The sequence below is a fragment of the Ornithinimicrobium panacihumi genome (genome assembly GCF_052073805.1).
Lineage (GTDB): Bacteria > Actinomycetota > Actinomycetes > Actinomycetales > Dermatophilaceae > Ornithinicoccus > Ornithinicoccus panacihumi.
The window spans coordinates 1-12,242 of the sequence record NZ_JBQGWG010000011.1 but is presented as its reverse complement, the minus strand read 5'-3'; the positions used below and the strand labels follow the sequence as shown (position 1 = coordinate 12,242).

11 protein-coding genes are annotated in these 12,242 nt (G+C 69.6%); 5 read left to right on the top strand and 6 right to left on the bottom strand.

The window, feature by feature from the left end:
* Nucleotides 1-24 precede the first annotated feature (24 nt).
* The 3 genes from ACTMMA_RS11330 to ACTMMA_RS11320 are packed head-to-tail and all read left to right on the top strand — an operon-like array spanning nucleotide 25 to nucleotide 3,877.
* Nucleotides 25-1,203, top strand: a complete 1,179-nt coding sequence (locus ACTMMA_RS11330; RefSeq protein WP_441190239.1) for a thiamine ABC transporter substrate-binding protein — start codon at nucleotides 25-27, stop codon at nucleotides 1,201-1,203.
* Entirely contained in the window at nucleotides 1,179-2,843 is a 1,665-nt protein-coding gene (locus ACTMMA_RS11325) for an ABC transporter permease (RefSeq protein ID WP_441190238.1), read from the top strand. The genes ACTMMA_RS11330 and ACTMMA_RS11325 overlap by 25 nt, the downstream gene beginning before the upstream one ends.
* Nucleotides 2,844-2,854: 11 nt before the next feature.
* Nucleotides 2,855-3,877, top strand: a complete 1,023-nt coding sequence (locus ACTMMA_RS11320) for an ABC transporter ATP-binding protein (protein ID WP_441190237.1) — start codon at nucleotides 2,855-2,857, stop codon at nucleotides 3,875-3,877.
* A gap of 29 nt (nucleotides 3,878-3,906) precedes the next feature.
* Here ACTMMA_RS11320 and ACTMMA_RS11315 read toward each other — a convergent pair whose 3' ends face one another.
* The 3 genes from ACTMMA_RS11315 to ACTMMA_RS11305 are packed head-to-tail and all read right to left on the bottom strand — an operon-like array spanning nucleotide 3,907 to nucleotide 6,690.
* The gene (locus ACTMMA_RS11315; protein WP_441190236.1) at nucleotides 3,907-4,692 is read right to left on the bottom strand and encodes an ABC transporter ATP-binding protein; all 786 of its coding nucleotides are present in this window, start codon (nucleotides 4,690-4,692) and stop codon (nucleotides 3,907-3,909) included.
* A complete protein-coding gene (locus ACTMMA_RS11310) occupies nucleotides 4,689-5,786 on the bottom strand; it encodes a taurine ABC transporter substrate-binding protein (RefSeq protein WP_441190235.1) in 1,098 nt (365 codons plus the stop codon). The genes ACTMMA_RS11315 and ACTMMA_RS11310 overlap by 4 nt, the downstream gene beginning before the upstream one ends.
* Nucleotides 5,787-5,811: 25 nt before the next feature.
* A complete protein-coding gene (locus ACTMMA_RS11305; RefSeq protein WP_441190234.1) occupies nucleotides 5,812-6,690 on the bottom strand; it encodes an ABC transporter permease in 879 nt (292 codons plus the stop codon).
* A gap of 129 nt (nucleotides 6,691-6,819) precedes the next feature.
* On the opposite strand from ACTMMA_RS11305, the gene ACTMMA_RS11300 reads away from it, so the two are divergent.
* Entirely contained in the window at nucleotides 6,820-7,980 is a 1,161-nt protein-coding gene (locus ACTMMA_RS11300) for a hypothetical protein (protein WP_441190233.1), read from the top strand.
* 23 nt (nucleotides 7,981-8,003) lie between these two features.
* Here ACTMMA_RS11300 and wecB read toward each other — a convergent pair whose 3' ends face one another.
* Together wecB and ACTMMA_RS11290 are read right to left on the bottom strand one after the other, a co-directional pair.
* Complete coding sequence (wecB, locus tag ACTMMA_RS11295; protein WP_441190232.1) at nucleotides 8,004-9,155, bottom strand: non-hydrolyzing UDP-N-acetylglucosamine 2-epimerase; 1,152 nt, start codon at nucleotides 9,153-9,155, stop codon at nucleotides 8,004-8,006.
* 124 nt (nucleotides 9,156-9,279) lie between these two features.
* Entirely contained in the window at nucleotides 9,280-9,813 is a 534-nt protein-coding gene (locus ACTMMA_RS11290; RefSeq protein WP_441190231.1) for a DUF8738 domain-containing protein, read from the bottom strand.
* Between the two features lie 438 nt (nucleotides 9,814-10,251).
* Here ACTMMA_RS11290 and ACTMMA_RS11285 point away from each other — a divergent pair, with 438 nt between their 5' ends.
* Nucleotides 10,252-10,578, top strand: coding sequence for a Fic/DOC family N-terminal domain-containing protein (locus ACTMMA_RS11285; RefSeq protein ID WP_441190230.1), 327 nt, complete (start codon nucleotides 10,252-10,254; stop codon nucleotides 10,576-10,578).
* A 130-nt stretch (nucleotides 10,579-10,708) separates the two neighbouring features.
* On the opposite strand, the gene ACTMMA_RS11280 is transcribed toward ACTMMA_RS11285, so the two are convergent.
* Nucleotides 10,709-12,115, bottom strand: coding sequence for an IS1380 family transposase (locus tag ACTMMA_RS11280; RefSeq protein WP_441190229.1), 1,407 nt, complete (start codon nucleotides 12,113-12,115; stop codon nucleotides 10,709-10,711).
* Between the last annotated feature and the right edge of the window lie 127 nt (nucleotides 12,116-12,242).

The following is a 12,242-nucleotide window of genomic DNA, read 5'->3' as shown; positions in this document are numbered from 1 at the left end:
CTTGCACCTTGAGGAGGATGCACCATGCGGACGACCCGCACCCTGGCTGCTGCGGCGGCCCTGGCCCTGACCCTGAGCTCCTGCACGCTGATGGGCTCCGACGACGAGCCGACCGGCACCACCCCGGCCCCTGCGCCGGCACCCACCACCGGCGCTGCCGAAAGTGAGGGCGCCGATGACGGCAGCGCCACGTCCGAGCCGGGCGAGGCGGCAGCCACCACGACGGAGGCGCCCTCCGAGCCCGGCACGGTCACCCTCATCACCCACAGCTCCTTCAATGTCCCCGACGAGCTGGTCGAGGACTTCGAGGCCGACACCGGTTATGAGTTGCAGGTCCAGCAATCCGACGACGCTGGGGCGCTGACCAACCAGCTGGTCCTCACCAAGGGCAGCCCGGTGGCCGATGTCGTCTTCGGCATCGACAACACCTTCGCCACCCGCGCGATCAACGAGGAGGTGCTTGCCGCATACACCCCCGAGTCCTTGCCTGAGTCTGCGGAGGAGCACGCGCTCCCCGACGGCGGTGACCAGTTCCTCACCCCGGTCGACTACGGCGACGTGTGCGTCAACATCGACCACGTCTGGTTCGCCAACGAGGGCATCGCCCCGCCGGCGACGCTTCGGGACCTGACCAAGGAGGACTACAAGGACCTCTTCGTCACCCCCGGCGCCACGACCTCCAGCCCCGGCCTGGCCTTCCTGCTCGCCACCGTCGGCGAGTTCGGCCCCGGCGAGTGGCAGGGCTACTGGGAGGACCTCATGGCCAACGGCGCCAAGGTCACCAGCGGCTGGACCGACGCCTACACCGTCGACTTCACCGCCGGCGGCGGCGACGGCGACCGGCCGATCGTCCTCTCCTACGCCTCCAGCCCGCCCTTCACCATCCCCGAGGGCGGCTTCGAGCCGACCACCTCCGCGCTGCTGGACACCTGCTTCCGCCAGGTTGAATACGCCGGCGTCCTCGAGGGCGCCGCCAACCCCGAGGGTGCGCAGGCCGTCGTCGACTGGCTGATCAGCCCCGAGGTCCAGGCCTCGATCCCGGACAACATGTACATGTATCCCGTGGACGCCGAGGTCGACCTGCCCGAGGTGTGGGCGGAGTGGGCCCAGGTAGCTGAGCAGCCCATCGTGGTGCACCCCGGTCAGATCGAGTCCGAGCGTGAGAGCTGGCTGCGCGAGTGGGCAGACATCGCCACCGGCTGACCAGACCGGGGCTGGCGCTGACCGCGCTGGCCCTGGTCCCGATCGCCTTCCTGGCGGTTTTCTTCGTCCTGCCGGTCGGCGGGATGCTGGGTCGAGGCTTCTTCCCCGACGGCCAACTCGACCTGTCCGGCGTGCCGGACGTCTTCGGCCGAGCACGCACCCTGCGGGTGCTGTGGTTCACCCTGTGGAGCGCGCTGGCGGGCACGTTCCTGACCCTTGGTATGGGGCTTCCGGTCGCTTTCGCGCTCTACCGGCTCCGGTTCCCGGGGCGGGCGCTGCTGCGGGCGGCGGTGGTGATGCCGTTCGTGCTGCCCACGGTCGTCGTGGGCGTCATGTTCCGCTCCCTGCTCTCCAAAGGAGGCCCGCTGGGGTTCCTGGGCTGGGACGGGACGTGTGTGCCGATCCTCATGGCCTTCGTCTTCTTCAACCTGGCCGTCGTCGTGCGCACGGTCGGCGGGATGTGGGAGGGCCTGGACCGTAGGGCCGAGGAGTCGGCGGCGGCCCTCGGCGCCAACCCGTGGCAGGTATGGCGCACGGTGACGCTTCCCGCGCTCGCTCCGGCGGTGGTGTCGGCGGCCACGCTCGTCTTCCTCTTCTGCTCGACCGCCTTCGGGGTGGTGCTCACCCTGGGTGGACTGCGCTACGGCACCATCGAGACCGAGATCTACCTGCTCACCACCCAGTTCCTCGACCTGCAGGGTGCGGCGGTGCTCTCGATGGTGCAGCTCGTCGCGGTCGCCGCGATGCTCTTCGTGGCCGCCCGGACACGGGCTCGTCGCGAGACCTCGGTGAAGCGCGTGGGTGCGCGGGCGGCTGCCCGCCCGCCGCGACGTCACGACCTCCCCGCACTGGCTGTGACGCTGCTGGCCGTTGTCTTCATCCTGCTGCCGGTCGGGAGCCTGATCGTGCGGTCGTTCCGGGTGGGTGATGCCTGGAGCCTGCGGCACTACCGCGCCCTCACCGACCCCGACGCGACACCCGCCCTCCGGGTCAGCGTCACCGAGGCGGTGGAGAACTCCCTGCGCACCGCGATTGACGCCACCGTCTTGGCCATCGTGCTGGGCCTGATCGTCTCGATCGTCGTGTCTCGTCGGCCTGGAGCGGCTGGCTGGAGGAGGGTCATCTCCTCCCTGGACGCGGCCTTCATGCTGCCGCTGGGCATCTCGGCGGTCACGGTCGGCTTCGGCTTCCTCATCACCCTCGACCGCCCGCCGCTGGACCTGCGCTCCTCCCCGGTGCTGGTGCCGATCGCCCAGGCGATGGTCGCGCTGCCGCTCGTCGTGCGCACCCTGGCGCCCGTGCTGCGGTCGATCGACCCGCGGCAGCGGGAGGCTGCGGCGGCGCTTGGCGCCACCCCGTGGCGGGCTGCCTGGACCACCGAGGCTCCCGTGCTCACCCGACCGCTGCTCGCGGCCACCGGGTTCGCCTTCGCCGTCTCGCTGGGTGAGTTCGGTGCCACCAGCTTCCTGGCCCGTCCCGACCGGCCCACCGTGCCGGTCATCATCTACCAGCTCATCTCCCGCCCCGGCGCGGACCACCTCGGCATGGCGCTGGCGGCCAGCGTCGTGCTCTCCCTGCTCACCGTCACCGTCATGGGTCTGGTCGAGCGGCTGCGTGTCGGCTCGGTCGGGACCTTCTAGGAGGCATCTCCGTGCTCCAGCTCACCGACGTCACCGTCCGCTTCGGCACCACCACCGCCGTCGACGACGTCACGCTGGCCGTGCCCGATGGCTGCGTCCTGGCCGTCCTGGGTCCGTCCGGCTGCGGAAAGTCGACCCTGCTGCGGGCCGTCGCCGGGCTGGAGCAGCTCGACGCCGGCTCCATCAGCTGGCAGGGCAAGGACCTGCGCGGCGTCCCGGCCCACCAGCGCGGCTTCGCCCTGATGTTCCAGGACGGCCAGCTCTTCGCCCACGCGAGCGTCGCCGACAACATCGCCTACCCGCTGCGGTTGCGCGGCGTCGGCAAGGGCGAGCGCGCTCGTCGCGTCGAGGAGCTGCTCGAGCTTGTCGGGCTGCCCGGCTATGCGGACCGCCGCACCCCGACCCTCTCCGGGGGCGAGCAGCAGCGGGTCGCTTTGGCGCGTTCGTTGGCCGCCGACCCCGGACTGCTCCTGCTCGACGAGCCACTCTCCGCCCTCGACCGGTCGCTGCGCGAGCGCCTCGCTGGCGACCTGCGCGAGATCCTGACGACGACCGGCACGACCGCCGTCCTGGTGACCCACGATCACGACGAGGCCTTCACCATCGCCGACCGGATGGCCGTCATGCTGGCCGGTGAGGTAGTGCAGGATGGGCCGACCACCGAGGTGTGGCGCACCCCGGCCTCCCGCGAGGTCGCCGCCTTCATCGGCTTCGAGACCTTCCTGACCGGAGAGCTCGCGGCGAAGGTCGCAGCGGCCGGTGCGCGACCGCATACCCCTGGCTCGCCCCAGGCGGAGATCCCCGGGACGGGCGGGGTGCTGGCCCTTCGCCGCAGCGGGCTACGAGTCGTCGACGACGGGCCCCTCAGCGGCACCGTCCAGCGTGCGGTGGCCGTCTCCGACGCGGTCCACCTCGTCGTTGACGTGGAGGGCGTGGGTGAGTGCGCGGCGCTCGGTGCCTCGCCGGAGATCGCCCAGGGCGACAAGGTAACGCTGTTGCTCGACCCCGCAGGCGCCTGCTGGCTGCCCGGCTGACCTGATCTAGGCTGCTGATCCAGATCCGGTCAGAGCCCGGCGTCGGCGTCCGCGTAGATCGCGGCGGCGATCTTGTCGCGCAGCTCGTGGAACTCCGGCGTCTGCCGCAGCTCCTGGCCACCGAGCAGTCGGCCGTAGCCCTCGGAGATGCGGACCGGCTGGTCCAGGACGATGCGGCCCGGGCGTGGGCTCATGACCAGCACCCGGTCGCCGAGGTAGACGGCCTCGTCGACGCTGTGGGTGATGAAGAAGATCGTCTTGCCGCGCTCCCGGGCGATCTGCAGCAGGTCGGCCTGCAGGCGCTCGCGGGTGAGGGCGTCAAGGGCGCCGAACGGCTCGTCCATGAGAATGATCTGCGGGTCGTTGGCCAGGACCCGGGCGATCTGGGTGCGCTGCTGCATACCTCCCGAAAGTTCGTAGACCTTCTTGTCCTGGAAGGACTCGAGCCCGACCAGCCGCAGGAACTCCTTGGCGGTCTCCTGCCGCGCGGTCTTGTCGACCCCGCGCCATTTCTGGCCGAGCTCGACGTTGCCCAGCACCGTCTTCCACGGGAAGAGGTTGGGCTGCTGGAAGACGACCCCGCGCTCGTGGGAGGGGCCGGTGACCGGTTTGCCGTCGACGTGCACTGTTCCGCCGGTGGGCTTGAGGAAGCCGGCCAGGATCTTCAGCAGCGTCGTCTTGCCGCAGCCCGAAGGCCCGACCACGCAGACGAACTCGCCGGGCTCGATCGTCAGGCTGGTGTCGGCCAGGGCATGGACCAGCTCCCCGCTGTCGGTGAGATAGCGCTGGGAGACCTGATCGAGGACGAAGCTCATCCTCCGGCGACCGCCTTGACCGCGTCGCTGTAGACCGCGTCGGCGTAGGTCTGGGCGTCGCTGGCCTCGTCGATCTCGCCTTGAGTTACGAGGAAGTCTGCGGTGCTGGCCAGGGCCTCGCCCAGCTGGCCGTCGAAGTACTGCTCGGCCTGCTCGGCTGCGTCCAGGTAGACGTAACCGTCGAGCTGGGGCTTGACCTCGTCCGGGGTGATGCCGAGTTGGACGGCGATCGACTCCGCCGCGGTGTCGGGGTCGTCCTTGATCATGGTGACGGCCTCGCTCTGCAGTGTGGTCCACATCTGCATGAACTCGGGGTTGCCCGCGATGAAGGCAGTGGTGGCTCCGGCCAGGTCGAAGGTCGGGGCGCCATCCTCGGCGGTCTGGGCAGCCGAGAGGACCAGGTCGCCAGTCTCCAGCAGCTTGGGCAGGGTAGGGGCCCAGACCCAGGCGGCGTCGATCTCCTTGCGTTCCCAGGCCGCGAGCATCGCGTCGGGGGACATGTTCATCATCTCGACGTCGCCGGCGCTCATCCCGGCCCGCTCCAGCGCGGCGAGGAGGGAGTAGTGGGCGGTCGAGGCGTAGGGGACTGCGATCTTCTTGCCGGACAGCTCCTCGAGGGAGGTGGCTGTGCCCTTCTGGGCGACGAGCGACTCTGCGTCACCGATGACGTCGTGGATCCAGATGACCTTCATGTCGATGTTGAGGGGAGCCGAGGCCGCCTTGGTGGCGGGGCTGGAGCCCATCAGGCCCAGGTCGGCGGAGTTGGAGCCGAAGGCCTGGACGACGTCGCCACCGGAGGCGAACTGGCTCCAGGTGATGTCGGCGTTGGGCATGCAGGCCTCCAGCCAGCCCAGGTCGCGCACGATGAGGTCGCCGTTGGGGATGGGCTGGAAGGCGATGCGGACGGTGCTGTCGATGTCCTCGTCGACCTCGACCGGGCAGGCGCTGGTGGCGCCGCCGGTGGCGCCACCCTCGTCCTGGCCGGCAGGGGACGGGCCGGAGGTGCGTCCGCCCTCGACGCAGCCGGAAAGGACCAGGGCCGCGGAGGCGGCCAAGGTCGCGGCGATGGACAGGCGACGGATGCGGGTGCTCATGGGTGGTGGTCTCTCTTTCGGGAGGTCAGGCCTTGCCGTACCAGGGCACGAGCAGGGTGCCGAGGCGTTTGATGACGGCGTCCAGCGCCACGGCCGCCAGGCCGATGACGATGATGCAGGCGATGGTCAGTGCGGTCTGCAGCTGGGTGCCGGAAACGTAGGCCAGGGCGCCGATGCCGGGGATGCCGGCGTTGAGCTCGGCGGCCACGACCGTGGTCCAGGCGAAGCCGGTGGCGATCCGGATGCCGCCGATGACCTCCGGCAGCGCCGAGGGTAGGACGACCTCGGTCGCGACCTGGCGGCGGTTGGCGCCCATGGACCGGGCGGCGTCCAGCGTGTCGGAGCGGATGCCGTTGATCCCGTTGATCGTGGCGATGACGATCGGGGGGAAGGCCGCCAGGAAGAGCAGCCAGTACTTCGACAGGTCCCCGATGCCGAACCAGACGATCAGCAGGCCGATGTAGCCCAACGGCGGGAGGGAACGGAGGAAGTTGAGATAGGGCTCGATCGCGGTGTTGAGCCAGCCGATGCTGGCCATGAGGAAGCCCAGGATCGGGCCGAGGACGATCGCTGCCCCCACGCCGACGCCCATCCGCTGCAGCGAGGCGATCAGGTGCTCCCACATGTAGTAGTTCTGCTCCCCGCAGATCGTCCGGGAACTGCCCTCGGCGATGGGGCGGCAGGAGTTGGACTCGACAAAGGCGGTCCACACCGCCCCCGGCGAGGGTAGGTAGAGGGGACGGATGAGACCACTCGCGGTCACCGCCCACCACGCGAGCAGCACGACGACCAGCACCCCGGCCTGCAGGGCGAACCGCCGCACCTGGCCCACTCGACGGGCCCGGCGATGGTCGGCCACGACCTTCATCGACTGGCCGAGGTCGGCGGTCTCTTGCTCGCTCACAACCCACGAGGGTAATCGCAGGACTTGCTCGAGTCCGTACGCCCCCGGGCGTGGCGGCTGACGGCCGCCGGTCAACGAGTAGATTGTGCTCTCCGCCCACCCCGGAAGACGGTGAAGGAGCACCACCTCTTGGACGTCAGCCACCTCGAGCACATCCTGGACCGGATCAGCGGCCTGCAGCCCAACCGCTACGGCCACGAGATCATCGTTAGCGTCTATGACAACTGGATCGCGGCGGTGCAGGCATCGGGACGACCGCACAGCGTGCGCCGGTCCGCGAAGGGTATGCCCGACATCACGCTGCTGAGGCAGGACGGCAGCGCGCTCGGGGTGATCGAGCCGGTCCTGTTGCCGGGGTGCCCGCCGACCAGCCGCAAGATCGTTGGGGACAAGCTCCGCACCTCCCAGATCCTGGCCGGCAAGGGGATCCGGGTGCCACGGGCCTGGGTCTTCGGGACCGCGTCGATGGAGGAGGCACGGAAGGTCGTCTTCGCCGATCTGAAGGAGGTCGCCGTCAAGCCGCCGGCCCTGTCTCTGGGCCAGGGCGTGCGTCTGCGGGTCGACCCGGACGAGTTCCCGCGTGTCTTCGCCTCGGCGGTCAAGGCTCAGGATGACCGACCCGATGCCCAGGTGCTGGTCCAGGAGATGCACCCAGGCTTCGAGATGCGCGTCGTGGTCGTGGAGGGGCGGCTGCACCACGTGCTCGCCCGGATCCCGGCCTATGTGATCGGTGACGGCGTCTCGACCATCGACCAGCTGCGGGCGGCCAAGAACGCACGGCGCGCCGAGGATGGCTTCCTCGCCAAGAAGAGGCTGGGCAGAGGTGCCAACGTCCAGGCCCAGCTGCGGCAGAGCGGTCGCAGGTTCTCCCACGTCCCGGCGGATGGGGAGTGCGTGCTCCTCTCGTCCTTGTCCAACACTGCCTTCGGCGGGGAGACAGCGGTGGTCACCGAGCTCGTGTCCGACGCGATCAAGGACATCGCACTTCGGACCGTGGCGGCCATCCCGGGGATCAGCACGGCCGGCTGCGACATCCTGGCCCACTCCTTCGACGACGAGGACCCGGTCGCGCTGGAGATCAACACCTTCCCGCACGTCCAGCTCGGCCGCTACCCGACCTACGGCGAGCCGGTCGACGCCATGGGCGACTTCGTCGAGGCCGTCTATGTCCGGGACGCGATGCAGCGTGAGCACCGGCTGGAAGGGGAGCGGGCAGGCGAGATCCTCTCGCACTACCTACGCTTCTATGCGCTCAGGGATACGCTGGACAGCGCGCCCACGATCCCCTGAGGCCGCCTGCCGGCAGACACAGATCAGCCGGCGAAGTCTGCGATCCGCTGGCCGGTGCCCAGCAGCTGCTCGATCGCGGCGACACTGCGCTCGGCGGCTCGCCCGTCGCCGTAGGGGTTGACCGCGTTGGCCATCGCCGCATACGCGGTCTCTTCGTCGAACAGCTCGGTGACGTCGTGCACGATCCGCTCCTCGTCGGTGCCGATCAGGCGTACCGTCCCGGCGTCGACGGCCTCGGGACGCTCGGTGTTGTCCCGCATCACCAGCACCGGCTTGCCCAGCGACGGGGCCTCCTCCTGGACGCCGCCGGAGTCGGTGAGGACCACTTTGGCCGCACCCATGACGCGGGTGAATTCGCCGTAGGCCAGCGGCTCGGTGACCACCACGTTGGCCAGACCCTCGAGGTGCGGCAGCACGGCCTCGCGCACCACCGGGTTGCGGTGGGCGGGCAGGACCGTGGTGACGTCGGGGTAGCGCTCGGCCAGGCGCCGCAGCGCGCGACCGACACCCTCCATCGCCCCACCCCAGTTCTCGCGGCGGTGAGTGGTGACCAGCAGGATCGGGCTGCCGGTCTCCACGAGCTCGGCCAAGCGCGGGTCGCTCACCGGCACCTTCTGCTCGAGTGTGTGGAAGAGCGCGTCGATGACGGTGTTGCCGGTGACCACGATCGCCTGCTCGTCGATGGCCTCCCGCACAAGGTTGTCCTTGGAGCGGCTGGTCGGCGCCAGGTGGAGGCTGGTCACCTGCGAGGTGATCTTTCGGTTGGCCTCCTCCGGGAAGGGGGAGTGGATGTCGCCGCTGCGCAGCCCCGCCTCGAGGTGGACGACCGGGATCTGGCGGTAGAACGCGGCCACCGATGCGGCCGCGACCGTCGAGGTGTCGCCCTGGACGACGAGGGCGTCGGGGGCCTCCCGCTCCAGGACGGGATCGATCCGCTCGAAGACCTTCGCCAGCAGCGTGTTGAGGGTCTGGCCGTGGGCGAAGACATCCAGATCGTGGTCCGGCGCGATGCCGAAGATCTCGTTGACCTGGTCCAGCATCTCGCGGTGCTGGCCGGTGACGACGGTGACCGAGTCCAGGTTGGGATTCACCTCCAGGGCCTTGATCACCGGGGCGACCTTGATCGCCTCCGGTCGGGTCCCGTAGACGGTCATCACGCGGGGCTGATTGCTCATGGTTTCCTCTGCTGGGGGACACGGCCTACGGCAGAGGACACAGGCCCGCCCCTGCCGGCCCCATTGTGTCCCACCAGAAGTGGAAGTTCACGCTTGGGATCGGGTTCCGCGTGGTCTTGGAACGTCACATGTCCTCGCGCGGGACCGGCGGGCTCGGGTTGGCGCAGTAGGCGAAATCCTTGCCCTCGGCGGCGTGATAGCTCGCGAGCTTGCCGTCGACGCTGAGGACCAGCTGGTGCCCGGGCACCAGCGCCATCGTGTACATCTGCCCGGGCTCGGGGCAGCCGATGCTCCCGTCGCGCCAAGTGACGTCGGCATAGCCGGCGATCTCGACCTGGGACGCCTCCACGCCGGTGCGCTTGGCCTCGGCCTCGACGGCCGCCTGCACGTCCTCGCGCTCCTGCACCGCGTCCGGGACCGGGCCGGTGGGCAGGGCGGGCGTCACCGAGGTCTGCCTCGGCTTGTCCGGGGTGATCGGGGTCAGGGTGCTGTCGTCCACCGGGTCCTCCGTGGTCGGGCTGCCGGGAGTGGCAGGGCTGGTCGGGGTGCTGACGGCATCGTCCGTGGTCGTCGCCGGTTGGTCGGCCGTCGTCCCGCACGCGGCGAGGGTGAGCGCCAGCGTGATGGTCAGGGCAGCGTTCTTCAGGCGTCGCATCATCTCTCCGTCATCGGTGTCACTCGGATGCAGGCTGGGACGTTCCATCGCAGTCCACGGTTCCACCCCGGGCCGGCACTTCTCAAGCCGACGGTATCGGGTACAGATGGAGCGGGGCGCTGGTCCCCTGAACCAGCGCCCCGCCACCTGCAACCCCCTGCGTCCGTGCCTAGGCGCTGACGCGTTCGTCGGGTGTCCCGTCCCGACACTACGTAGACGTCGCAGACAGGCTTTTCGTTGCTCGGCTCCGATGTGATCTGTATCACATTTAGTCAGAGTCCCCACTGCAGGGAGGTCTTGAGGCACCGACCCTTGCCGAGCGCGCGGTGTGGCACCCGCCTCGAACGACGTTACGACAAGCAACGCGACATCACCATGGAACATGTTAAGTTCTGATCGAATTCTTAACACGTTTCTCTCTTGCGGTGAAGGACTTGACACATGGCCTGGAGCCCAGAGACCCCTTACAACGAGCTGTCACCGCTGCCGCCTGCCGGGGTAGACCTCGAACCCAAGGAGGTCCTCAAAGCCACCGTCGAGGCGCGCGCTGCACTGGCTGCTCTGGGCCAAGCGGGGAAGTTGCTGCCCAACCCAGGTGTGCTGATTCACGCGATGCCACTGCTCGAGGCCCAGGCGAGCTCGGAGATCGAGAACATCGTGACGACCGCGGACGAGCTCTTCAAGCACGCGGACTCGGGCGGGGGAGACCACGCGACCAAGGAGGCTCTCCGCTACCGGGCAGCCCTCTTAGCCTCGATCCACCGATGAGCTGGTGAGATCGGCGATGTAGACGGCCCGGAGGACGCGCGCAGCTTCGGTGTCGGTGAGGGCAGGTGGGAGCTGCCGGTCTGCCCGGCCTTTCCACTGGGGTTCCTGCTCGTCGGTACTGGGGTTGGGGTCAGGCGGGTGCGGCGGCCCGGCCGGGGCGGACGGCGGTGTGCAGCGCGGTCCACGCGTCCTGCCATGGCCAGTCGCGGGGCAGGTGCAGGTGCAGGCGTCGGGCGGAGGAGGCGATGCGGGCGGGCAGGTTGATCAGCTTGCGCCGGATCGAGGGCGTGGTCGCCCGGACCAGGCGCGGGTTGTCCGTGAGGGTGGCGGCGGCGCGGGTGAGGTTGAACGCCATGGTCGCGGCGACGAGCCAGACGGCGTTGGCGGTGAACACCCCTGACGGCAGGTGCGCCAGGGCCGAGGCCTTGAGGTCGGCGTGGACGTTCTCGATGACCGCATGGCCCCGGTGGACCTGGTCGGCGGTCACGGTGTCCCGCTCGGCGGCTGGCGTGGTGGTGAAGAAGGCGTGGAAGCGGTAGGTGTCGAACAGCGAGGCCTGCCCGGTCTTGGCCTTGGGGTTCAGGTCGGGGATGCGGCGGACCACCAGCCGCCCGGTGGCCTGCTCGGACTTCTTGGCCGAGGTGAACGCGGTGTAGTCGATCTCGGCGATCTCGGCGCGTGAGACCCATCTTCCGGTGGCCTCGTCGTAGATGGCGTCGGTGTACCTGATGGTGGTCCACGTGTCCTCCTCGATGGCGGCGATGGCGCGCTTGACCGCGGGGTCCAGCCGGACGGTGATCGAGACCTGCGCCCCGGCCTTGGTGGCGGTGGCCACCAGGGCGGCGGAGTAGAACGCGGAGTCGGCCCGCAGCAGCACCGGCCGTTCGGCCAGGTGGCTGCGCCGCACCAGGGCCAAGGCATCGGTGGCGAGGCGGACCGCGCCGCGGGAGGACCCGACCGAGCCCTTGCGCAGCCGCTGGGCGGCGATGACCGGTGCGACCTGCTCGGTCGACACGGTCGCCAGCAGCGCGTTCAGGCCGCGGACCCCGCTGTAGCCGAACCCGGCGCCCTGCTTGGCGTACCCGTGCACCTCGATGATGGTGTCGTCCAGGTCGACCAGCACCGCCCCGGTGTCCTCGGACCTGCCGAGCAGCCCGGTCCGCTCGGCCAGGGCAAGGGTGAAGCGGGAGGCGACGGCGTCGACCTGGCGGACGTGGCCGAAGGTGAACGTGCGCAGGAACGAGCCGAGGGTGGAGGGGGCGTACGGCCGGTCGAAGACCTTGCCCATCGCGCCGTGGCGCAGCAGGCCCATGTCCTCGATGCTGTCCGCACCGGCGGCCATGCCCGCCACCAGCGCGGCCAGCTTGCTCCCGGCGTTGGAGCCCTTGTCGGTCGGTACGCTCAGGTGCTCATTCCCCAAGGCGTGCAGACCGGCGTCCTCGGCCAGCGCCATCAACGGGACCAGACCGGCGGCCGACACGAGGTTGGGGTCGTCGAACGTCGCGGAGACCACGGGCAGGGTGTGAGACAGTTGCATCTACGAGATGCCCTTCCGGTTTGGGTGATACGTGCTCTAGACAAGTCGTATCTTCCCAGTTCAGAGGGGCATTCTCGCTTTCCCACGCCGCCCTACGCCCTCACCCGATCGGTGGATCCAGGCTTAG

What these genes read in the sequence shown, in the direction of transcription:
- ACTMMA_RS11330 (WP_441190239.1), top strand. Translation starts at nt 25, where the DNA reads ATGCGGACGACCCGCACCCTGGCTGCTGCGGCGGCCCTGGCCCTGACC.
- ACTMMA_RS11315 (WP_441190236.1), bottom strand. Translation starts at nt 4,692, where the DNA reads ATGAGCTTCGTCCTCGATCAGGTCTCCCAGCGCTATCTCACCGACAGC.
- ACTMMA_RS11310 (WP_441190235.1), bottom strand. Translation starts at nt 5,786, where the DNA reads ATGAGCACCCGCATCCGTCGCCTGTCCATCGCCGCGACCTTGGCCGCC.
- wecB (WP_441190232.1), bottom strand. Translation starts at nt 9,155, where the DNA reads ATGAGCAATCAGCCCCGCGTGATGACCGTCTACGGGACCCGACCGGAG.
- ACTMMA_RS11290 (WP_441190231.1), bottom strand. Translation starts at nt 9,813, where the DNA reads ATGATGCGACGCCTGAAGAACGCTGCCCTGACCATCACGCTGGCGCTC.
- ACTMMA_RS11285 (WP_441190230.1), top strand. Translation starts at nt 10,252, where the DNA reads ATGGCCTGGAGCCCAGAGACCCCTTACAACGAGCTGTCACCGCTGCCG.
- ACTMMA_RS11280 (WP_441190229.1), bottom strand. Translation starts at nt 12,115, where the DNA reads ATGCAACTGTCTCACACCCTGCCCGTGGTCTCCGCGACGTTCGACGAC.